Source organism: Sphingobacterium sp. UBA3549 (genome assembly GCF_002376635.1).
Lineage (GTDB): Bacteria > Bacteroidota > Bacteroidia > Sphingobacteriales > Sphingobacteriaceae > Sphingobacterium.
The window spans coordinates 359,351-382,112 of the sequence record NZ_DFOE01000028.1; the positions used below are offsets into that span (position 1 = coordinate 359,351).

Genomic DNA, 22,762 nt, shown 5'->3' on the forward strand with positions numbered 1-22,762 from the left:
AATTACCTAAGCATAATCTTCTCATCGATTTCTTAAACGAACTCTCTAGAGGACGCAAGGTCATTGCTGCTTTGTATTATAACAAAAATGAGCATTTAGAAGATACAGAGGATATCGGTACCGTTATTTTTGATCTGACTTGTACTGCAGACAATGGCTAGCGCTTTAATATTGAAGTGCAGCGCACGTCACAGTTCGATTTGAAAAAGCGCATGCTTTACTACAGTAGTAAATGGATTGCGGATCAAGCACGCAAAGGCAACCGAAGGGCTTGTAAGTATGCAATTAATAAAGTCTATATCATTGTGTTGATGTTTAATCGCACAGGTGATTTGCAGCGTAGTGGTTCAAAGTTAGGGATTTAGAATAATATTAACGAACCCTGTGTGAACCCTCAAATAATCAATGCTGTGGTAGCTTTTGACATTTTAGGGACAGTTCAACGGTAATTGTAGCGTAGTAGATAGGTTAAAAACAGCATTTGATGAAAGTATAAAATCTGTTTCATTTTCTTCAGCAGGTAATCTATGCCTCTTTCGGATCGAAAATTTTGTATCAGATTTCAACTTTAAGTTACTGCAGTTATATGTCAATTAAATGAGTGTCTGAACTCAAGTGGCGTTTGATTGGTTTTACTCTTAAAAAGGCGAGTAAAAGACTGTGGATAATCAAAACCTAACTGATAGGCTATTTCAGAAATAGAAAGATCTGTAGTAGATAAAATTGCTTTTGCATTCTCAATAATTCTATGCTGGATGTGCTGTTGGGTATTGAGACCCGTTAATGATCGCAGGATATCGCTCAAATAATTTGCAGAAACATGTAGATTCTCTGCAAAATACTGAACTGTTGGAATACCCGTTTGCACCAAATTTTCATTTGTAAAATAGGCCTCCATTGCATCTTCAAATCGTTGAATGAGGTTTTGATTTAATATCTTATGAGTTACAAATTGCCTCTTGTAGAAACGACTGCTGTAGTTTAACAGTAGTTCAATCTGCGATATGATAACATCCTGACTGAAATCATCAATCCTACTTTTAAGTTCCTCCTCGAGAATGCTAAAGACAGATAGTAGAGTTGTTTTCTCTTTTTCGGAGACTTGCAATGCTTCGTCTGTATTGTAGGAAAAGAAACCATACTGCTTAATTTTCTTTGAGAGTGGATAAGATAAAAAAAAGTCGGGATGCACAAGTAATATGCATCCGTTATTTTTTTTATTCGCAGGTTTTTCAAATAATTGCCCAGGAGCAGTAAAAACCAATCCTCCTTCACCAAAATCATAGTGATTTTGCCCATATTTTGCCTTACCGATCGTATTTTTATAAGCGATTTTATAAAAATCTAAAACAAGGAAATCAGCTAATGGCTCGTCTGGCAGTATCATTTCTTCTATCCGGATAAAACTCACAAGAGGGTGTTCGGGTTTTGGTAAACCAAAGATCCGGTGGAATTCAGATAAGGTGCTGAATTTATGCAATTTGTTTTCTTTACTTTTCATCTCTAATAAAAAAGATTTTATAAAACTTTGAACAATATTTAACAACGTTGTCGTCAGCAAAAATACTGAATTAACTACCAAGGTGTTTCGCCTGTATCTGGATTATGTTCTTCGCTGATGAATTTTCCCGTCACTCCGTCCTCTTCAACCATTGCATATTTAGCAATTCTAAAATCGGCTTCTTCAACAGTGCTAGCACCTCTTTGGCTGTTAAAATCGGTTGTCAACAAAATCAGTTCATACAGCATTCACTTTGAAGACAGTTTTTCGAAGCTCACCATTACTTTCTTGAAGGCATTAGCAGGGGCCTTTAAAGCTGCCTTGGGAAGTGCGCCGTTGATACCTGCGTTGTTGATGAAAACATCCAAAATTTCCATTTTACTCTCAAGTGCCTTTCTCGCGTTAATGACCGATTCGATATCCGTCACGTCCAACTGTGTGGCTTCAGCAGTTTTGCTGTCTCTATTCCAATATCTATATTGGCGTCTGTTATAAGTGCTTGTTCATCGGTCTAATTATTTTGTCTGTCATATTCTGCTGCGAATTCAGTTGCAAAATCACTGAGCTTGACTTTCCCCAAATTCGGTTTGTTACGATAAAAATCTTCATAGAGACTGCCGTCAGCCTGTGCTTTCTGCATGGCAACTAAACCATGTGCAATCCATTCGTTGATCCCAGCTGAAAGCATTTGGTTTAATAATTCCTCAGCGGTAATTACTTTCCATTCTAAAGATGCATATCCGATGGCTTTACCTAATGTCTGTGCAATTTCGTTAGGTGAAACCTCATCACTGGCAATATAGTGAACTGTCTTACCCGTAAAAGGCTTTGCCATTTCTTCAGCTATAGTATGTGCAATGTCATAAGGGGACACCCAAGGTTCCTTTCGGTCACCGCCATAACTTTGTACGATTGCGCCCGCCGATTTAATCGTGGGCAGCCAGCGATATATATTGCTAAAAAAGCCAACCGGCCGCATGAACTTGATACTAACATCCTGAGGCAGGGTGCGTAAAATTTGTTCAACTGCATGATGAACCAAAAGGCTGCCTGTTCCGTTTTCTGAGTGCGCCCCCACGCTACTCAAATGAACAATCCTTTTAACGTTGGAGTCTTTAACTGCTTTTACATAGTTGTGTGCAATTTTTTCGAACTCTAGTCTATAGTCAATACTCTTGTCGAAGAGGCTACCTATTCCTTCCCAAGCTTCCATTAAATACACAATATCCGCGCCGTTGAACACTGTTGTTAAAAAATCCACATCCTGAATATTTCCTATCGCAGGAGTTGCTTCCAAAGCTTCGATTGCAGATGCTCTTTCAGGCTTACTGCTGATTACCGTTACTTGGTGTCCCTTGGAAACCAACAATTTCGTTAGTGGTTTTCCGATGTTCCCTAGGGAACCAGTTATTACTATATTCATATCGTTATTTTATATAGGCAAATTTCCGTTAACCAATGAGAAGAAAATTAACAAAATCACGGTAATGATAAACTAAAACGTGGGTGCGCGGTAGAGGTTGCCTACAAATGATAAATACCCGATCCGACGAGCGAGTAACCTGCCGTTTAATCTAGTACCTGAGGCTAGTATTGATTGCAAATTTACCTTCTGCCGTTTCTTGGATGAAATCTGACAGATTGATATGAAGCATTAGTGTATGGTTTTCATTTGGTAAAAGCTTACTGTCGGCTGCGATATTCACGGCGATAATTGATTCTTGTGGCATCTCTAAAGCATGGGGAAGGTTATCTATAGTTAACTCCCCTAAAAATAGCTACGATTATTAAAGTAGCTTTATAAATTAGTCCAAATGCCCTACTTCTAAATGCTCCAGTTTTTTTTCAAACTTTTTTCTTACTGATATAGGAAGTGTTCTATGTTTAAATTATTGATAATGAGATGAACTACCTCATGTTGATGATTTAGTACCTTATTAATTTAATATATGATTTCAATTTTTAGATATTTGCAAATGGCTCTATTGATAACTTTGGATAATGTCTATAAATTGTACAATCTTGATTCTTCAAAAAAGACGGAAGGAATAGTTATTCTCAATCAGCAAAATGATCCTAAAAAGGAATATACAAATAATAGCCGTCTATTTGATGGTTTATTACTAGGATTTCTGATACAAGGATCCATGAAAGCACAGATTCATTTTTTAGAATATGAAATGAGCGCAGGGGATATTGCTGTTTTACAGCCGCAATTGATGATGGATACAAAATCATTGAGTGACGATGCCCAAATTGTAACCATTGGTCTTTCGTTAGATTTTATTACAGCATTTCCAATTTTACGTGAGTTTGTAATGAACAACCAAATGAGATGGCAGCCAGTTATCAGACTTCAACCTGAAGAAATTAAGTTGCAAAATGATTTATTGACGCTTATACAAAATTTCTATAATAAAAAACCTAGCCATAATAAAACGGAAATGCTTCGACATCTTGTTATGGTTCTCATAAGTATGATTTCTGAAGTATATTCTTCTTTGCCGAGTAACAAAAGCTTGGTTAAAAACCGCACACATGAGATTATAGACGATTTTTATCTACTCATTTCAAAACATGCAAACCAACAAAGAAGCGTTGCGTTTTATGCTAATAAGCTACATTTAACACCACAATATCTTTCCACCTTCCTGAAACAGAGAACTGGAAAATCTGTATTACAGTGGATTGATCATATCACCATTCTACATGCTAAAACACTATTGAAATCTTCTAATTTATCAATTAAAGAAATTAGCAGCGAGCTTCATTTCGACGAAACGAGTGTCTTTTGCCGATACTTTAAAAGAATAGTGGGGGTGTCGCCAAAAACCTATAGAAACGAATAATAATTTATGTCCTTTTTATCTGAACTATTTACAGCATATGATTAGCTTTCAGATTGTACGTAAACACCATTAAATTGTCAATACCTGCTATTTATCGCTGTTTAATTTTACAGGATGAAAAAAACAGGTAAAAAAGCAGCTATTGGATTTATATTTATAACGTTGTTGATTGATATTACAGGTTGGGGAATTATACTTCCCGTAGCTCCTAAACTCATTGGAGAACTTATCAATAATGACCTAAGTGAAGCTGCGAGATATGGAGGTTGGCTTGGTTTTGCGTATGCCATTACGCAATTTATATTTGCACCTATAGTGGGTAATCTTAGTGATAAGTATGGGAGACGCCCAATTATTTTAATTTCTCTTTTTGGATTTGCTATTGATTACGTACTCTTAGCACTAGCGCCTTCTATTGGGTGGTTGTTTTTTGGAAGAATCATTGCCGGTCTTACTGGGGCTAGTATTTCAACAGCTAGTGCATATATAGCTGACATATCGACCGATGAAGACAGAACTAAAAATTTCGGCTTAATCGGCGCAGCTTTTGGATTAGGGTTTATTATAGGTCCTGTAATAGGTGGTTTGCTTGGCCATTATGGCGCGAGAGTTCCTTTTTATTTCGCTGCTATATTATGCATGGTCAATTTTCTTTACGGCCTGCTTATACTACCGGAAAGTTTAGAAAAAGATAAACGTCGGTCGTTTAGCTGGAAACGTGCAAATCCTATAGGAACAATTAATTTTTTGAGAAAACAGTCAAAAATATCAAATCTCGTCATCGCTTTAATTTTGGTCTATGTTGCCCTCCACGCTGTACAAAGCAATTGGCATTTTTTTACTATGTATAAATTTAATTGGACGGAAAGAACTGTAGGTCTATCGCTTGGTTTGCTTGGCTTATTGCTTGGCTTAGTACAAGGCATTCTAATGAGGTGGACAACGCCAAAATTAGGGGAACATAAAAGTGTATATTTTGGGTTGCTATTTTATGCATTAGGTTTAATGCTTTTTGCATTTACTAATCAAGGGTGGATGATGTTTGTTTTTCTCGTTCCTTATTCCTTCGGTGGAATCTGCGGACCGGCACTTCAATCAATAATCAGTAAAAATGTTCCTGCAAATGAACAAGGTGAACTGCAGGGGGCATTATCAAGTTTAGTGAGTGTTACGGCTATTTTGGGTCCTCCAATTATGACAAACTTATTTTATTATTTCACTCACGATAAAGCACCATTTCAATTTTCAGGAGCTCCGTTTTTTCTAGCATCCATTTTAATGTTTATTAGTACAATTATTATATATTTTGCTTTTCGACAAAAACGTTAAAAAGACGCTAACGATTAAATGCCTCACCCTTCAAATAGCTGAGTCTATTTTCGTTCATAGGTTCTGTTTTGTGCTAAACAGAAAAGCCACCACCTTGTTTAAGCTGACATCGTAATATAAAATATTATGCTGACAATGAATGTGATAAAAATTAAACCATTGTACCTTCTTGGTTGTTTGCTAATAATATTAGTATTTTTGAATACGTCAACTGCCAAAAATCAAAAGGCACAATGCAGTGCTTTTGGCACAATTGAAAAACATGGAGAGGAGTATAGTACATTGTGATCTTGATACATTTTTTGTATCTGTCGAGCGCTTGCAGAACAGCAAGCTCATCGGAGTACCTGTGCTTATAGGAGGAAGCAGTGACCGTGGGGTAGTTGCCTCTTGTTCCTATGAAGCCCGTAAGTTTGGCGTGCATTCCGCTATGCCGATGCGGCTGGCCCTGCGCATGTGTCCCGAAGCAGTAGTCGTACGGGGCGATCACGATCGCTATAGTCACTATTCCGGCATCGTCACGCAAATCATTGAAGAAGACACGCCCATTGTCGAAAAAGCCAGTATAGACGAGCATTATCTAGATGTCTCCGGTATGGACCGTTTTTTTGGTTGTTGGAAATGGACACAGGAGCTCCGCCAGCGCATTATCAAGGAAACTGGACTTCCCATCAGTTTTGGCCTGTCGGTCAACAAAACAGTTTCTAAGATTGCTACAGGCACGGCCAAACCCTGCGGCGAAAAGCAGGTGCAGCATGGTACCGAAAAAGGCTTCCTCGCACCGCTATCCATCCGCAAAATCCCAATGGTAGGCGAGAAGTCCTTTACCCTGCTCCGGAATATGGGAATTTCTAAGATCGGTACCTTGCAGCAGATGGGGGTGTTCACCATGCAAAAGGTCCTCGGGGAAAACGGGATCAATATCTGGCGCAAAGCCAATGGTCTCGATGATTCCCTGGTGGTACCTTTTCGGGAGCAAAAGTCCATGTCCAAAGAAAATACCTTTCAGCAGGATACCATCGATATGGATGTACTCCGCCGCGCCCTGATCGGTATGGTCGATACACTGGCCTTTGATCTGCGCAAAGAGCAGAAGCTGACCAGCTGTGTCACCCTCAAGATCCGTTACAGTAACTTTGATACCCATACGCAGCAGTTGCAGATCGGTTATACCAATTCGGATCGAAAGCTTACCGATGTGGTGCTTTCACTCTTCAAGAAACTGTATAGCCGCAGGATGCTGATACGCCTTATCGGAATTAAGTTCTCGGGTTTAATTTACGGATCCTATCAGACCGACCTCTTCGACGATAGCGCCGAGGAGGTCAATCTGATGCAGGCCATGGACAAGATCCGAAAACGCTATGGCGCCGAATTTCTGATGAAGGCCATCTGTGCGCCGCTGCCGGAGAAAGGAGGGGATCATGCTCTTAAATCTACATAGTTACTATAGCCTGCGCTTTGGCACGCTCAGCCTGCAGGATCTTATCTCGGGCATGCTTGCTGGCGGTTATGATACCGCCGTACTTACCGATATCAATAACAGTTCCGGTTCGCTTGACTTTATTAAGCTGGGGCGGGCCGCAGGATTGAACCTGCTCGCCGGCATGGAGTTTCGCCACGACGATCAACTTTGTTTCGTCGCCATCGCCAAGAACGAAAAGGGCTTTCGGGAGATCAATGACTATCGGACCAAGCTTAATATGGAAAACCGTGCTGCACCCGAGCGTGCACCCGAATTCGAACAGGTCTTTGTCATCTATCCCCTTAGCAAACTCAATGCTTTTCCGCTAAAGGACTACGAATACATTGGCATCAGACCCATTGAGCGTACACGTGTCCAGTTGATGGACCGAAAGGTGCTTGACCGCTGTGTTATCCTGGCACCAGTGAGTTTTCGTAAGGCCGACTATACCTTACATCGGCAATTAAGGGCCATTGACAACAACCTGCTGATTTCGCAACTGAGCCCGGATCAGACTGCAGCCGAGGACGAGGTATTTATCCCCCGGGTTAAGCTGATGCGGTTATTTTCGGATCTGCCGCAGCTGCTCGCCAATACAAACCGCATACTGGGCCAGTGTTCTTTCAGTTTTGATTTTACCAGCGTCAAGAATAAAGAAACCTTTACGGGCAATCGCTACAACGATAAGCAACTCCTGCACAAATACTGCATAGACGGCTTCTCCAGGCGCTATGGTCGTCAGGACCGGGTGGCCACCGAACGCATTCAGCGCGAGCTTGAGATTATCGAAAACTTGCGTTTCTCCAGTTATTTCCTCATCACCGACGAGATCTGCCGCTATGCACGAGGGCGCAATTTTCACTATGTAGGCCGTGGATCGGGAGCCAATTCTGCAGTGGCTTATTGCCTGGGGATAACCGATGTTGATCCCATTGCGCTCAACCTACCCTTTGAGCGTTTTCTTAACCCCAAGCGCAAGAGTCCGCCAGATTTTGATATCGATTTCAGCTGGAACGAACGTGATGAGATTTATGATTTTATTTTTAATCGTTATCAGACAGGTCATACCGCACTTATGGGCGCTATGAGTACGTTTCGTTCGCGGAGTATCTTGCGCGAGCTGGGTAAAGTGTATGGACTACCCAAGGCCGAGATCGACCGCTTGGTGCATGAGCCCGAGCATATGCTCAACAAGAATGAGGTGACCAATACCATTCTGAGCGTCTACAACCGCATGGCCGACTTTCCCAACCAGCGCACCATCCATGCCAGCGGCGTGCTCATCTCTGAGGAACCATTGACCTTTTATTCGGCGATGGACAATCCGCCAAAAGGTTTGCCGACCGTGCAATTTGATATGTATGTGGCCGAAGATATCGGCTTCGAGAAATTTGATATTCTTTCGCAGCGCGGCATCGGCCATATCAAAGATTGCCGTACCATCGTGCGGGAAAACTTGGGGGTGGTCATCGATACCGACAATCCCAAGCGTTTCTTTCAGGATGCCCATATTGCAGCGCAATTAAAATCGGCCAATACCATCGGCTGTTTCTATATCGAGAGTCCGGCCATGCGGCAGCTGCTCACCAAGCTGCGTTGCGATGATTACCTGACTTTGGTGGCTGCCTCATCCATTATTCGGCCAGGTGTAGCCAGTTCGGGCATGATGAGCGAGTACATCCGTCGGCATCACGACCCCGCGACGGTCGTCTATCCACACCCTGTATTTAAAGAGCAGCTCGAAGAGACCTATGGCGTAATGGTCTATCAGGAAGATGTAATGAAAATTGCCAATGCCTATGGTGGACTCGATATGGCCGATGCCGATGTGCTGCGGCGTATGATGTCGGGCAAATACCGGAGCAAAGATCACCTGACCGAAATTGAGGATAAGTTCTTTTCAAACTGTAAGGCCAAGGGGTACCCCGAAAAAACCAGCCGCGAGATCTGGCGGCAGATGGAAAGCTTTGCGGGCTATTCCTTCAACAAGGCGCATTCAGCATCCTTTGCAGTAGAGAGTTATCAGAGTCTTTTCCTCAAGACCTACTATCCTTTGGAGTTTATGGTTGCGGTTCTCAACAATTATGGAGGGTTTTACAACCGTAAGGTCTATGTCAATGAGGCCCGAATTTCAGGTGGCAATATCTGCCTGCCCTGTGTCAATCAGTCGGTCTTTAATACTTCCATTCAGGGTAAAGATATTTACCTCGGTTTTGACTGCCTGCTCAATCTGGAGGGTAAACTGGCCAATCGCATTATTGAGGAGCGCGAAGCCAATGGCACGTATACGAGTCTGGAGAACTTTGTCAAACGGACACAGACCGGTATTGAGCAGGTCGTTATCCTGATCCGCGTTGGAGCCTTGCGCTTTACGGGGACGGGCAAAAAGCAACTGCTGTGGGCGGCGCATTTGATGATGAGCAAGCATAAGCCTGTGGCAGCGGGTACAGCGCTCTTTGATACCGAGATTCGCAAGCCCATTCTTCCACCATTGGAAGAAGATATCCTAGAGGATTATTACGACGAGATGGAGCTGATTGGCTTTTGCGTCACCGGGACCCTTTTTGATCTTGCCAAAAGCGATTACCGTGGCGATATGCCAGCCAGGGAACTCCATCTGCATGAAGGTAAGATAATCCGGGTGGTGGGGGACTTTGTCTGTGAAAAATTTGTGAAGACCAAGCGTGGCGACCTGATGAAATTCGGTACTTTCCTCGATGCCGAGGGGCGCTTTTTTGATACGGTACACTTCCCACAGACACTGGTGAAATATCCGCTCCGTGGTGCAGGAATCTATCTGATCGAAGGTAAAGTTGTTGTCGAATATGGCTGTCCATCGATCGAGGTAATACGCTGTGCCAAGATGCCGCTAAAGCCCGATCCGCGGAGTGAATAATTAATCCTATCTTAGTCCTATGCTGTACAATCCCTTTGAACAGGTCACCCAAAGTTCGTTTCGAGAGCTTGTCGAGTCCGGTTATGTCAACTTTGTGCTGCAGCGCTTGGAGTTAATTGTATCAGATTTTTCAACTAGTCAGTGGACTTTTACAACGATATACGATCCAAAGGTTGGTGAACATCCAATTTCTGGAAATAGGGATTTTAACTTCGTGTCGGAAATTATTGACCATTATTTAATGCATAGTTTGTAATTTATTAGGTTTATGCGTTTTATTTTGTACATTAGTTTTATAATATTTTAACAATTTATTATTGTGCAGAATATTGAACATTAATGAGTTTATTTGTGCTTTATGAACAATATAATAGACATTGCTAATTTATCGGATAAAGCTATTTTACAAAGAATAGGATTCTTTATTCAACAAATACGTATTAAAGAAAATATAACACAGATTGAATTAGCGCAAAAAGCTGCTATAAGCCGTACAACGTTAAGTTTACTTGAGCGGGGTGAAAATATAACTTTGGTCAATTTGGTAAAGATCTTACGTATTTTAGACGTACTATATGTTTTAAATAGTTTTGATGTACAAGAAGAACCCAGCCCAATAGAGTTAGCCAAAGGTGAAAGGCAAAAACGACAAAGAGCATCTAAAGCAAATACGCAAGAGCAAGATAATTCAGATTTAGGATGGTAAAAACGGCATTTATTAATATATATGGTAAACGTGTGGGTGTCGTAGCTTGGGATTCGAATAGAGGTTTAGCTAGTTTTGAGTATGATCCCAAATTTGATATCAAGCAATTGCCAATAGCTCCCCTTAAAATGCCTAATAAAAATAGGATTTATAGTTTCCCTGAATTTAGAGAAAACGAAACGTTTAAAGGTATGCCTGGATTATTAGCGGACGCGCTACCCGATAGATATGGTAAAGAATTAATCAATGCTTGGTTGGCGCGTCAGGGACGTCCTGATGACAGTTTAAATCCGGTAGAATTATTGTGTTTCATAGGTAAAAGAGGAATGGGTGCCTTGGAATTCGAGCCGGTAATAGGCAAAGAACCTACTTCTTACGATTTAGAATTAACCGATTTGATAGAAACAACAAAAGCATTATTGGAGAAAAAAGAAGAGTTTCATATTAATAGTCAACACAGCATGGAAGATGTGATGTTAGATGTGTTAAAAATGGGAACTTCTGCTGGAGGCGCTCGCCCCAAAGCCATTATTGCGTATGATGAAAGAACAGGAAAAATAAAATCTGGACAAACTTTAGCTGAAGAAGGATTTGAACATTGGTTAATCAAATTTGATGAGATTAGCGATGTACAATTTGGGGTGTCAAAAGGATACGGTCGTGTAGAGATGGCCTATTATAAAATGGCAACGAGCTTTGGAATAGAAATGATGGAATCACGATTAATAGAAGAAAATAATCGTGTGCATTTTATGACTAAGCGTTTTGATCGTGTTGGAGGAAATCAAAAAGTACATACCCAAACTTTATGCGCGCTACAACATTACGATTTTGCAAATATCACATCCTATAGCTATGAACAAATATTTCAAACAATGCGTTTATTACGCTTGAATTATGCTGAGGCTGAGCAAATGTTTAAACGCATGGTATTTAATGTGGTAGCGCGTAATTGTGATGATCACACTAAAAACTTTGCTTTTTTGATGGATGCTCAAGGTAAATGGAAGTTAGCGCCAGCATATGATATTTGTTTCGCATATCGTCCAGATAGTGTATGGGTGAGTCAGCATAATTTGAGTATCAACGGTAAACACAGAGATTTTGAACGTAAAGATTTGGTAGCAGTTGCCGAACAAAACTCTATTCGCAATCCAGAAAAAATCATAGACCAAGCACTTGAATTGGTGAAAGATTGGAGTAAATATGCAGCGATGTATCAAGTTGATCGATTTTTGGCAAAACAAATAGAGGGGGATTTAATCAAGGAACTGAAATGATAATAGAGAAAAATGCGTAATAAGTTTAAAGAAATTACTCAATCTGAAGAATACATTTTGACGAAGGAAATGATGTTACCATAGTCCAATATCAATATCTTAGAATATCTGTTTATGACGATCTAGCCGATAAAATCGAACGCTTGTTAACAACAGGATCAGGCTACCGCATTTTTCTTAACCGTATTAAGGGAGAAAATTGGGACAAGCGCATGCTCAAGCTCTACGAGAAAAATATTATCCATTATCTACGTACCAAAACCAGGTTTCAACGCAAAAATCCCATCGATATTGTGTTCTCCTTCGTCAATGGATTTGACAGGACTTTTCTTAATATAAAAATGAACTTCTGAGTCATATCATTAAAGAATTTTTATGTGTAGCTGTAAGTGTGTAATCAATTTTGATTACATTTGTATTATGGAAAAAAGTATGGAACGTTTTAAAGGAATTCATCCAGGGCTTATCTTAGAAAGAGAGCTTAAAAGGCGTGCGATTAAGCCAAGTCCATTTGCCCGCTCTATAGATACACAAAGACAAATATTCAATGCAATCATAAAAGGTAAACGCGGCATTCCAGTACCTTTATCATTGAAAGTTGACCAGGCACTAGGAATTGAAGAAGGGACTTTTGCGTTGTTACAAACTTTTTATGAAATAAAAAATGCTAAAATAAACATTGGAAGTATAAACAAGCCAGATTTGACTACTTTGCGAAAAGTTCTTTTTTGGGACACTGATGTCAATAAAATAGATTGGGAAAAACAGGCTAAAGCCGTAATTCATCGTATTTTCGAAAGGGGAAATCAAGAAGAGAAAAATGAGATACTAAGGTTTTATGGCAAGGAGCAAGTTCAGCAGGCTTTATCTGAACCAACAACAGCTCCAATGTTGTTGCATAAACATTAGCGCAAATAATTATATTATAATACTGTTAATCACCTATTAAGAGATACACTATTAACACTAATGAAAGCGGATATTTTTTCAACTTTTCGATTGGTTGGGGGAACCGCTTTAAGCTTGCATTTAGGCCATAGGGAATCTGTCGATATTGATCTTTTCTCGGATGTTCCATATGGTAGTTTAGACTTTGAGTCAATTGACAATTACTTGAAAGATACTTTTTCGTATGTCGATCACTTGTCCAATATTGCTTCCGCTATGGGAAAGTCTTCTACGATTGGAAATGATAAAAACAACAGCGTTAAATTGGACGTTTTCTATGCAGACCCGTTCATTCAAGAACTTATCGAAGAAGATAATATTCGTTTAGCCTCAATCGAAGAAATTATTGCCATGAAGCTCGATGTGATTCAGCGAGGAGGACGTAAAAAAGATTTTTGGGATTTACACGAGTTATTAGATAAGTATTCGATTTCACAAATGGTTGCATTACATGAAGAGCGATATCCGTAAGGTATATTCTATAAGATTATGTTATAGTCTCGCGCGATACTGCTGAGGTGATAGTCCAAAATATTCCTTGAATAGATTGGAAAAGTTCGGTACACTTTCATACCCAATTTGATAAACAATCTCAGCGATATGCATATCCTTATTTTCCAATAATTGAAGCGCCTTTAGAAGGCGATGTTGTTTTATAAACTGGAATATGGTGATCTGCATTTCTTCCTTAAACTGTCTAAAAAGTGTCCGCTCCGAAAGAAAAAAATTAGCGCTAATCTCAGCGATTGACAATTTATTGTCGAGATGTTGGAGGATATACGTGCATACCTGTATCATCAATTCACTTTTTGCAGGCGTAATTTGCAACAGGATCGGTTTTGCCAATAGTATGGGGAGCATAGACTTAAAGGCCTCTAAGGTGGATGCGGTCAACGTGTCATGGTCTTTCAGCTTCCAATGTTGTTGGCCAAAAAGCAAAAAATGATTCAACAATTCATTTGATGGATACACCTTAACGTCCTCGTGCATATTGTTCATATCGACAAAAATGGTTTTTAGTGACAGTTGCTGGGAGCGGGAAATGAGTTTGTGCGGGACATGTGCTGGAATATATACAAAGAAAGTACTCGGTACACAGAAGCTGGCTTTTTCTGTATAGATAAAGAGGGTACCATTTGTTGGGCTAAGTACCTGTACTTGTTCATGAGCATGCATTTCTGTATTGAATTGTCCATAGTTACGTAATTCAATTGTGCCATCGCAGAAGGTCTTGGCACATTGAACGAACGGGATGGTGGATTTTGGCATTATTGAATAACAATTGTTTTATTTTCAAATATATTAAATTTTATAGTTCTGGTACTTTTGAGCTATAGAAATAAGTTGAATATGAAACAAGTTAAGATTTTTGATACTACTTTACGTGATGGAGAACAGGGGCCGGGCTGCCAATTGACACTGAATGATAAATTAGAAATTGCTGAAAAACTCGATGCAATGGGGGTAGATGTGATAGAAGCAGGGTTTCCAATAAGTTCACCTGGAGATTTTAAGGCAGTCACAGCGGTTTGTAAACTGGTGAAAAGGGCAACCGTCTGTGCATTAGCTAGGGCCAATAGGAAAGATATTGAAGAGGCCTCTTTGGCCTTGAGTACCGCCAAGGTGGCACGGATTCAGCTCGGAATTGGAACATCGGACATTCATATTAAACATAAGTTTAATACCACTCGTGAGGTAATCTTGGCAAAAGCGTATGAGATGGTGGCTTATGCTTCTGATAAATGTGATGAAGTACAATTTTTTGCTGAAGATGCTGGCCGCGCTGACAACGATTTTTTGGTTCAAATGACCAATACGGTGGTTGAAGCGGGCGCAAAAGTTGTAAATCTTCCTGATACCAATGGTTTTTGTACACCCTTTGAGTACTTTGAAAAGATAGCCTATGTAAACCAGAATAGAAGGGAAAAAGAGAACGCAATTCTTTCTGTCCACTGTCATAATGATCTAGGTATGGCTACAGCGAATAGTATAGCTGGGTTAATGGCAGGTGCGCTTCAGGTGGAAGGAACGATTAATGGTGTGGGAGAACGTGCGGGAAATGCTGCCTTGGAAGAAATTATTTTGACACTCATTGTAAAGGAAAATCTAGGTATTGCAACCGGAATTGATCCAAAATATATTGTAGAATTAAGTAGTATGGTAGAACGGGCAATGTCAAATCCTGTACAGGCCAATAAGGCCATTGTCGGCAAAAATGCTTTCGCGCATTCTTCCGGCATCCACCAGGATGGCGTATTGAAAGACCGTAGAAACTATGAAATTATTGATCCCCAAATCATAGGAGGAAAGTTGCCTGAATTGTTTTTATCGGCAAGGAGTGGACGTGCCGCATTGAAAGATCGATTAAAAAATATGAAAATAGATTTCCCTGCTGAACATTTTGAAAGTATCTATAGCAGATTTCTTGTTTTGGCAGATCAGAAACGTTTTATTGAAGATAGCGACCTCCGACGTTTAGTTTAGGTGTACAACAACTCCGCGTATGGAACAATAATTACAATTATTTTTTTTAAATATCATGAATTCTTTTATGAAGAGACTTTTTGAGCTAATAGTAGCTGCAATACGTTAGTCAATATCTGATTTTGATCGTCTTTTCTCCAGTTAAGATAAAGATTTGTTTCAATTGAAGTTTGAATAAATCGAATGTCAGGATTGGCATGGTGAATATAAGAGGTTGGCAACACTGCAATCCCAAGTCCTTTGCGTACCAATGCGATAATTGCCGACCCGAATTCAGAATGAATTCGGGCGTTTGGAGTTATATTGAAAGAACTGAATAGGTCCTGGACCAGAGTACTATAACTACTGCCTTCATCTTTTATTGGTAGAATGAATTTTTGCGAACTAAGCGTTTCTTTTGTAATGTCCTCGACAACCTGGAAAGGATGATTTTCTGGAACAACTAAAGCAAGATAGTCCGTATAAATTTGATGTGACTCAATATTTTTGTATGTATTAATGTCACGAGTGATCACTAAGTCAACCTTGTAGTTGATTAGGAATTCATGTTGGTCCTCATAACGAACTTGTACAAGTTCAATTTTTAGTTTTGGAAAGTGTGATGTGATTTTACTAAGGATGTCAGGCATTATTGATGCGGAGATTGAATCTGGGTGTGCGATAATAATAGTACCTGTTTCTCCCAACTGAAGCTGAAGGGCATGACGGTGAAAAAATTCAAGTTTATTTAGCTCAACCTCACATTTTTCCTGGAGAAACTGACCGGCAGATGTAAGCTTTACATTTCGCTTATCCCGTTCGAATAATTTTACGCCCAAGAATCTTTCCATAGACTGAATTTGGCGACTCAAGGCTGATTGAGTAATATTTGCTTTTGCTGCCGCATTCCAAAAATGAAGCTCACGTGCAAGAACTAAAAAGTACTTTATTTGTTGTAGATGCATACTAATGCAATTTATGGATTAGTTTATGCTAAAATAGCATTTTTCTGCATTTATCATGATGGTATCTTTGCGATAGATCTATTAAAAATATATGAACTGGATAATACGATGGAACAAATAGAAACTAGGAGAGTTGGCCTTGAGGATATCCCAGCTCTCCAATAGATTGGTAGAGAAACTTTTTTTGAAACATTTTCTGATAGTAATACTCCAAAGAACATGGCAGCCTATCTTGCTGAAGGATTTTCCGAAGAGAAATTGACTGGCGAGCTTAATTGTGAAGGTTCTGAATTCTTCTTTGCTTTAAAGAATGATAAAGTGATTGGATATCTAAAGCTTAATACGGGAAAAGCTCAGACTGAACCACAAGATAACAATGCACTTGAAATTGAACGTATTTATGTTTTAAGTGCATATCATGGGAAAAGAGTAGGACAGGTTCTTTATGAGAAAGCTATTCAACGGGCTGAATCGCTGGATGCAACTTATATCTGGCTAGGTGTATGGGAAGAAAATCCTCGTGCGATAAGATTCTATGAAAAAAATGGTTTTAAAGCGTTTGACAAGCATATATTCATACTGGGTGATGATGAGCAAACTGATATTATGATGAAAAAAGCGTTAATCCAATAAACACTTTTTTCATTTATTAGATTTATAGCCGTATTAAAGAATAAGAAATTGTGGAACGAAAGCCCACGTATAATGGAGAAGTATTGTATTTCTTCGCATTGTTTATCTAAAGGTAGTTCTAAAAAGTTTTTAATACAGCCATCAAAGTCGAGTAACTAATCATTTTTTTTGTACTGTCTGGTATTCCGAAGATAATCAATTGTGGAAAGAAGCAGTACTCAATATTTTTTACTTTGGTAATTTCCCTATCGGTATAGTTGATTACCGAATCTATTTTGACGTTATCTTTATGTATTCCTGCCATACTTTTCTTAAAAAGCTTTAAGGCATTTTCTTTTCCGCCCATTGCTTTAATCAGCCTTGGAGAGGTTAAGTTTAAAGTGGCAAGTGCGTTGTTAAGAGTCGAGGCTGCGCTTATTTTAGACAATGCAACGCTAAGCCCAGGATCTTTCTGAGCGTAACTAGCTTTAAAACTGACGATAATGGCAAATACTATTAATAAAAAGGGTTTCATTGTGCTTTGTTATTCTAAATGTCTCACTGCAGTTTGATCTAGGGTTTTATTCTTTAATATGATCTTTCAATTCTTCTTCCAAACGATAGAATAACGCTAACTCATGCTTTAGCTGGTCCTCTTCCGAAATAACTGGAGGTTGGTGAGGCTCCGAAGGTTCAAATGGTCCCTTTACAATTTCCAAAGTGACTATGTCACCCAGATGAAGTGTTGTATTTAACCATTCAACATGACTTTCTGCATCCGAATCTGGGCCGCCCACACGGAAACCAAATGCGTCATTGCTGCCTCCTCTACGTGCAAAAGTAGCCATCGCATGCAATACGTAGTGAGCCTTGTTAAATCCTGCTTTTGTAATCTGTTCGCCGTTTATTTTGATATTGATACCTAAATTGTCCATAGACTTATTTGATGTGGTCTTTTAGTCTTTCTTTCAGATGATAGTATTTTTCCAGTTTGTTTTTTATCATGACTTTCTGGTCTATAGCACTTTTGGTTCTCATTTTGGGTTCGTCAAAAGGAGCTTCAATCACTTCAAAAGTAATTGCATCACCCGCTTTAAGTTCGGTTCCGTACCAATAGAGATGGTCGTTCTGCTCACCATCCATTCCACTTACATTAAGTGTAAAGTCCTTACTTCCGTTATATCGCTCCGTAAGGGTTACATTGCCAATTAATACATAGTCATCTGTGTCCAATCCGGCCTTTGTGACTGGATTGCCATTGACTTTTATTTTAAGACCAAGTTTTTTATCCATAATCTTTTCTGCGGTTAGTCCTGAAATTCTTTATTATTTTCAGTCCTTAATTTTTTTAATCAACTCCTTGGCAATTGGAATATCTGCAGGAGCCAGCTTCCAGTTTAGTAGATCACTGACTTCTACCTTAATTTATATCGTACGCCAAAATTCAAATAATTGGGATCAAATACGTCTTCATCAATATAATATTTCGCTTTATAGCCAGCATAAATCTGCATTTTTTTTGCAATAGCGAGTTCCATACCTATTTGAACATTTAATGGTATGTAGGTTTCCTTAACACTCGTTCCAGACTGTTTCCACTTCTCGCTATAAAATTCTGCCCCAACCCCTGCATTTGTGTAAGCTTTGAAGATATTGCTAAAATTGATCAGATCGTAACTATAATCAGCACCAATAAATGTAATGTTTGCCGTACTGTATCCAACACTTCCTAAAATATAATTTCTGTTCTTAAGACCATATTTAGCTTGAAAACCATAATAGAAATCATAGGCAGGCGATTCGAGTAATAAGTCACTATTTGCACCTACAGATAGGGAATTCTTCTGAGAATATCCTATAAATGAGATAAAACAGAAGATGATTAAAAAAATACATTTCATAAATTTAATGATAAGTTTCAATGGTATAAGTTAAAGTCCAATTTAATCCTTTTTTTTATAAATAGCCCAATTATTTCGTGGTTTGTTGAAGTTGTTTAAGCCATGCTAATGTTATTGGCTAACTTTAGGTACCATAATCGAGTTCAGGATCTAATTTTTCGTTCTTTTTACAAGCCATTAATAGGGAGAGCGAAATTGCTGTCAGTAATCTATTTTTTGTCCTCATTTTAATTTAGTTAAGTGAATAATGATCACTTACCATTTAATTAAATCTTCAATATCTTTAGGAATTTCCTCACAAATGCTTTCAACAATAAAGTCTGCTATAGCATTCGGATTATTGTCGAGCGGAATCTTAATCCTAAGAATTTGGAATGGGAAATTGGGAATGAAACTGTTTAGGGGAGATAATACGTTCGTTCTTGATTTTGTGTAGAAAAACTCGAAATTTGAGTTCATTAAATTTGCACTTCCTTTAAAGCATTCTAAACCGGCGATAGTATATGTTGGTATATGAGATGTTGTATCAATCTGAGTTACAACAGGAGGAGATATCAACGCTTTATAAAACAATTCAGGGCCGAAATTTAAAAGAGGGACATCTTTCATCTTATTGGGGACCTGTTTTAAATCACTTCTTACAAGTTTTTTAGTTAGATTTACAATATAATCTGGATTAGTAACTTTGACTTTTAATTCACCTTGATTGATTAAATTGTCTTTAATGATATTTTCGTTATATATTGTATCTTTCTGCAGTACTAAGTTACTCTTTATATAATATACATATTGCAGATATAATTCATTTACCTCAGGGTTGTCGAGTGGCGTTAAATACCATTTAAGTATAATTTTGCCTTTTCCCTGATCCTTAAATTGGCTTTGAGACACTGCTTCCAATTTTATAGTTGCAAAAAGGAAGATAGTTGAGATTGTCCTAATTATGAAGAAATTTGATATTCCTATTTTTAGTAAATTCATAAACTTAAAGGAGGTTAAACTAATTATTACTCGAATATAAGTTTAATTAACTGTATCTGTGGCAGGAAATTATCCGTTGTAGACTTGATCTTAACATTTTGTGTTTTTAACCTTTTTAAATTCTTCGAACGATTACTGATTTTCTCAGTAAATAGTCGTTTACGGTTTAAATCCAACGAAATTTTCATTTGCTTTCTCCAGATTTAAGATTGATAATTCATTATGAACTATTGTATCTCAAAATATACCAATTTTTCTGAAGGAGATATCGAAGTTCAATAAGGATCACTGTGGAATTGCAACAATAAAATGGATACCTAGTTAAGCTGCAATATTTTGTTTATTTATTTTTCTAGCAAACTCCTCTGGAGGTAAGTATTCTGAGGCAGCATGTTGACTTTTTCGGTTGTACCAAGCCTGAATATATTCAGAGACAATAAGTGCAGCTTGCTCCCTGTAAGCGAATTTATGCCGATATACACATTTCGCCTTCGGGGTCTTGAAAAAACTTTAAGCCACAGCATTATCCCAACAGTTCCCTTATCTACTCATGCTTCCTATGATGAGTGGATTTTTTTCCAGTATAGAGCTAAACTCGTGACATGTATATTGTACACTAAGATCAGAATGAAATATTAGTTTTTGAGTGATTGATCTTGCTTTTTGTGCCATTTTAAAAGCAGAAATCACCGTATCTACCGCATTCATCGTCTCGCTTGAAGTCTATCCTATTACTTTCCGATCTCCTAGTTCGATTACAGTTGCCAGTTAGTTCTAAAATTCTACTATTTCCAGTATTTAATTTTTTCAATCAACTCGTTCGCAATCGGAATATCTGCGGGAGCCAGCTTCCAGTTTTGTAGACCACTGAATTTTACCCATTCAATTAAATCATGATCTATGGAATCTATTCATGGAATCTTTGATTGACTGGTTTAGCTTTAAACTTCCCACATACCGGAACGAAAAGTAGTCGGGCAAATTCCCGTCGGATTAATAGATAAGATCTGAATTCTGATTAGCTAACTGTTCTTTTATAATCTTAAAATAGCATAATATTTTGCGCTAAAAATATTAGTAAAAATGTATTTATTTACTTATATTTGCGTTGTTAACCAATTTAAAAACAATGTATTATGAGTGAATTAAAACAGTCGAAATATATCGATATCACGACAGATTATGGTTTTAAAAAAGTTTTCGGATCAGATACTAATAAGGATCTTCTCATCGCTTTCTTAAACGAGCTCTTTAGAGGTCGCAAGGTTATTGCTGACCTGTATTATAACAAAAATGAACATGTCGGTGATACAGCGGATATCGGTACCGTTATTTTTGATCTGACCTGTACGGCAGACAATGGGGAACGGTTTATTATTGAAGTGCAGCGCACGTCGCAGGTTAATTTGAAAAAGCGCATGCTCTACTACAGTAGTAAATTAATTTCGGATCAGGCACCCAAAGGCAACCGAAGGGCTTGGAATTATGCAATTAGCGAAGTCTATATCATTGTATTGATGGATGGATTTGCAATGCCTGATGCGGGGGAGGAGCAGTATTTTTTGCACGATATTTGTTTATGTTATCGAGATCATGGTAAAATATTTTATGACGATTTAGGCTTTATATATATAGAATTGGTTAACTTTGTTAAAGCTGAGGCAGAGTTAGTTAATGATTTAGATCGTTGGCTTTATGTACTCAAAAATATGTCTTCGCTAAATGGACTCTCCACTTATTTGCGTAAGCCTATTTTTGAGAAGTTATTTCAGTTAGCAGAGTATAGCAAACTAAAACCGGAGGAACGAGAGATGTACAACGTAAGTTTAAGGAATAAATGGGATGCCGAGAGTATCCGAAGTAGTCAGGAGGAGCTATTGAAACGAGCGCGCGAAAAAGCAATGGCTGAAGGAATATCAGAAGGAGAGGCTAAAGGAAAAGCAGAGGGAAAAGTTATTGGAAAAGCGGAAGTAATAAAAAATCTTTTGTGTTCGAATAAGTTTTCGATATCGGAAATTGCCGAATTAGCGGACGTTACTGTAGAGTTTGTAAAGCAGATCGAGGCAGAGAAGCCTAAAGGAAAATAAAACAGATTACAATATAAGATTTAAAGGCCGCCTGGATATTTTCCAGGCGGCCTTTTTTGTGATTATAAATCCTATCTTAGTCTATGCTGTACAATCCCTTTGAACAAGTCACCAAAAGTTCCTTTCGCGAGCTTGTCGAGTCCGGCTATGTCGACTTTGTGCTGCAGCGCTTGGAGTGGCCCGATGTCAAGGAAAAGACAGGCTTTCTACTAACACCCTATGATGATAAGGAAGCCGCCGATCAGCATGCCTATCAATTGGGAGCAAAGGAGGGAAGGGCCTTGCAGCTGCCGCAAGATGCCGATAAAATCGAAAGTTTGTTAACGACAGGATCAGGCTATCGGATTTTTCTCCATACCGATATTGAAATTATCAAAAAGACTTTTCCGCAGTTGCGGGATGAGCGTCGTCAATTGGATTACAATTATGACTATCTGGAAAACGTCCAGGCCATTACCTTTCCCAAGTATCCGACCCTGTACAAGGACAAGGATTCCAGCCAGCTGGCATTGACCGAGATGGAGTGGGGGGGATTGCCTACCTATATTGACGGTCCGAAGCTGCAGGCCGATCGCCGGCGCAATATAAACGAAGAAGATATGCCACCCATTTTCCTGTTTGAAATGCCCAATGAAAAGTTGAAGCATTATTCGGTGTATACCTTAAGAGGATATCCAAACCCCCCGGATGGAAAGCACCGTTACGAAGCTTTTGATTGGGAAGGATTGCCGCCATTGGGGAGTGATAAAGGGCAGACTTCGTTATTTTAAATCAGCATC

At 38.9% G+C, this 22,762-nt stretch carries 24 protein-coding genes and 3 pseudogenes; 14 read left to right on the forward strand and 13 right to left on the reverse strand.

The genetic code is table 11. The annotated features are described in order from the left end of the window. The first annotated feature begins 23 nt into the window (after positions 1–23). Positions 24–365: pseudogene (locus B2W36_RS22675) on the forward strand (PD-(D/E)XK nuclease family transposase). Positions 366–589: 224 nt separating this feature from the next. Here B2W36_RS22675 and B2W36_RS14965 read toward each other — a convergent pair. From B2W36_RS14965 to B2W36_RS14985, 5 genes and pseudogenes are all read right to left on the reverse strand, one after another. Beyond that, positions 590–1,501 (reverse strand): helix-turn-helix domain-containing protein, encoded by a 912-nt coding sequence (locus tag B2W36_RS14965; RefSeq protein WP_293888448.1) that lies wholly within the window; start codon positions 1,499–1,501, stop codon positions 590–592. Between the two features lie 74 nt (positions 1,502–1,575). Further along, a complete protein-coding gene (locus B2W36_RS14970; RefSeq protein ID WP_293888450.1) occupies positions 1,576–1,749 on the reverse strand; it encodes a hypothetical protein in 174 nt (57 codons plus the stop codon). Further along, a pseudogene (locus B2W36_RS14975) lies at positions 1,750–1,953 on the reverse strand (SDR family NAD(P)-dependent oxidoreductase); the annotation flags it as partial. A 59-nt stretch (positions 1,954–2,012) separates the two neighbouring features. Then, on the reverse strand, positions 2,013–2,924 hold the full coding sequence (locus B2W36_RS14980) for an NAD(P)H-binding protein (RefSeq protein WP_293888454.1): 912 nt from the start codon (positions 2,922–2,924) through the stop codon (positions 2,013–2,015). A 151-nt stretch (positions 2,925–3,075) separates the two neighbouring features. Continuing rightward, entirely contained in the window at positions 3,076–3,231 is a 156-nt protein-coding gene (locus tag B2W36_RS14985) for a hypothetical protein (RefSeq protein ID WP_293888456.1), read from the reverse strand. Between the two features lie 219 nt (positions 3,232–3,450). On the opposite strand from B2W36_RS14985, the gene B2W36_RS14990 reads away from it, so the two are divergent. The 9 genes from B2W36_RS14990 to B2W36_RS15030 all read left to right on the forward strand — a co-directional run bounded on the left by B2W36_RS14990 (position 3,451) and on the right by B2W36_RS15030 (position 13,445). Beyond that, entirely contained in the window at positions 3,451–4,350 is a 900-nt protein-coding gene (locus B2W36_RS14990) for a helix-turn-helix domain-containing protein (RefSeq protein ID WP_293888458.1), read from the forward strand. Between the two features lie 114 nt (positions 4,351–4,464). Further along, complete coding sequence (locus B2W36_RS14995; protein WP_293888460.1) at positions 4,465–5,679, forward strand: TCR/Tet family MFS transporter; 1,215 nt, start codon at positions 4,465–4,467, stop codon at positions 5,677–5,679. 262 nt (positions 5,680–5,941) lie between these two features. Beyond that, complete coding sequence (gene dinB, locus B2W36_RS15000) at positions 5,942–7,123, forward strand: DNA polymerase IV (protein WP_293888462.1); 1,182 nt, start codon at positions 5,942–5,944, stop codon at positions 7,121–7,123. Next, positions 7,104–10,040: a DNA polymerase III subunit alpha gene (locus tag B2W36_RS15005; RefSeq protein ID WP_293888464.1), complete on the forward strand. Its 2,937-nt coding sequence runs from the start codon at positions 7,104–7,106 to the stop codon at positions 10,038–10,040. The genes dinB and B2W36_RS15005 overlap by 20 nt, the downstream gene beginning before the upstream one ends. Before the next feature lie 19 nt (positions 10,041–10,059). Next, on the forward strand, positions 10,060–10,296 hold the full coding sequence (locus B2W36_RS15010; protein ID WP_293888465.1) for a hypothetical protein: 237 nt from the start codon (positions 10,060–10,062) through the stop codon (positions 10,294–10,296). Positions 10,297–10,398: 102 nt separating this feature from the next. After that, a complete protein-coding gene (locus B2W36_RS15015; protein WP_293888467.1) occupies positions 10,399–10,746 on the forward strand; it encodes a helix-turn-helix domain-containing protein in 348 nt (115 codons plus the stop codon). Beyond that, entirely contained in the window at positions 10,740–12,026 is a 1,287-nt protein-coding gene (locus tag B2W36_RS15020; protein WP_293888468.1) for a type II toxin-antitoxin system HipA family toxin, read from the forward strand. The genes B2W36_RS15015 and B2W36_RS15020 overlap by 7 nt, the downstream gene beginning before the upstream one ends. Before the next feature lie 420 nt (positions 12,027–12,446). Next, on the forward strand, positions 12,447–12,935 hold the full coding sequence (locus B2W36_RS15025; protein ID WP_293888470.1) for a helix-turn-helix transcriptional regulator: 489 nt from the start codon (positions 12,447–12,449) through the stop codon (positions 12,933–12,935). Between the two features lie 60 nt (positions 12,936–12,995). Next, positions 12,996–13,445, forward strand: coding sequence for a nucleotidyl transferase AbiEii/AbiGii toxin family protein (locus B2W36_RS15030; RefSeq protein WP_293888472.1), 450 nt, complete (start codon positions 12,996–12,998; stop codon positions 13,443–13,445). A 21-nt stretch (positions 13,446–13,466) separates the two neighbouring features. Here B2W36_RS15030 and B2W36_RS15035 read toward each other — a convergent pair whose 3' ends face one another. Beyond that, positions 13,467–14,243, reverse strand: a complete 777-nt coding sequence (locus B2W36_RS15035; RefSeq protein WP_293888474.1) for a helix-turn-helix domain-containing protein — start codon at positions 14,241–14,243, stop codon at positions 13,467–13,469. An 81-nt stretch (positions 14,244–14,324) separates the two neighbouring features. Between B2W36_RS15035 and B2W36_RS15040 the strand changes: the two genes are divergently transcribed. Beyond that, entirely contained in the window at positions 14,325–15,458 is a 1,134-nt protein-coding gene (locus B2W36_RS15040; RefSeq protein ID WP_293888476.1) for a 2-isopropylmalate synthase, read from the forward strand. 65 nt (positions 15,459–15,523) lie between these two features. Here B2W36_RS15040 and B2W36_RS15045 read toward each other — a convergent pair whose 3' ends face one another. Next, positions 15,524–16,402 (reverse strand): LysR family transcriptional regulator, encoded by an 879-nt coding sequence (locus B2W36_RS15045; RefSeq protein ID WP_293888478.1) that lies wholly within the window; start codon positions 16,400–16,402, stop codon positions 15,524–15,526. Between the two features lie 219 nt (positions 16,403–16,621). Between B2W36_RS15045 and B2W36_RS15050 the strand changes: the two genes are divergently transcribed. After that, positions 16,622–17,035 carry a GNAT family N-acetyltransferase gene (locus B2W36_RS15050; RefSeq protein ID WP_293888480.1) on the forward strand — a complete coding sequence of 138 codons (414 nt, stop codon included), beginning with the start codon at positions 16,622–16,624 and terminating at the stop codon, positions 17,033–17,035. Positions 17,036–17,153: 118 nt separating this feature from the next. On the opposite strand, the gene B2W36_RS15055 is transcribed toward B2W36_RS15050, so the two are convergent. The 6 genes and pseudogenes from B2W36_RS15055 to B2W36_RS22680 all read right to left on the reverse strand — a co-directional run. Next, positions 17,154–17,549 carry a hypothetical protein gene (locus B2W36_RS15055; protein WP_293888482.1) on the reverse strand — a complete coding sequence of 132 codons (396 nt, stop codon included), beginning with the start codon at positions 17,547–17,549 and terminating at the stop codon, positions 17,154–17,156. A 46-nt stretch (positions 17,550–17,595) separates the two neighbouring features. Further along, positions 17,596–17,949: a hypothetical protein gene (locus B2W36_RS15060; RefSeq protein WP_293888484.1), complete on the reverse strand. Its 354-nt coding sequence runs from the start codon at positions 17,947–17,949 to the stop codon at positions 17,596–17,598. A 4-nt stretch (positions 17,950–17,953) separates the two neighbouring features. Beyond that, positions 17,954–18,307, reverse strand: coding sequence for a hypothetical protein (locus B2W36_RS15065; protein ID WP_293888486.1), 354 nt, complete (start codon positions 18,305–18,307; stop codon positions 17,954–17,956). 122 nt (positions 18,308–18,429) lie between these two features. After that, positions 18,430–18,915 (reverse strand): autotransporter outer membrane beta-barrel domain-containing protein, encoded by a 486-nt coding sequence (locus tag B2W36_RS15070; protein WP_293888488.1) that lies wholly within the window; start codon positions 18,913–18,915, stop codon positions 18,430–18,432. A 255-nt stretch (positions 18,916–19,170) separates the two neighbouring features. Continuing rightward, positions 19,171–19,896: a hypothetical protein gene (locus B2W36_RS15075; protein WP_293888490.1), complete on the reverse strand. Its 726-nt coding sequence runs from the start codon at positions 19,894–19,896 to the stop codon at positions 19,171–19,173. A 321-nt stretch (positions 19,897–20,217) separates the two neighbouring features. Beyond that, positions 20,218–20,394 (reverse strand): annotated as a pseudogene (locus B2W36_RS22680) (IS3 family transposase); the annotation flags it as partial. A 638-nt stretch (positions 20,395–21,032) separates the two neighbouring features. On the opposite strand from B2W36_RS22680, the gene B2W36_RS15080 reads away from it, so the two are divergent. Beyond that, positions 21,033–21,983 (forward strand): Rpn family recombination-promoting nuclease/putative transposase, encoded by a 951-nt coding sequence (locus B2W36_RS15080; protein ID WP_293880639.1) that lies wholly within the window; start codon positions 21,033–21,035, stop codon positions 21,981–21,983. Between the two features lie 83 nt (positions 21,984–22,066). Continuing rightward, positions 22,067–22,753, forward strand: coding sequence for a hypothetical protein (locus B2W36_RS15085; RefSeq protein ID WP_293880637.1), 687 nt, complete (start codon positions 22,067–22,069; stop codon positions 22,751–22,753). Positions 22,754–22,762 lie beyond the last annotated feature (9 nt).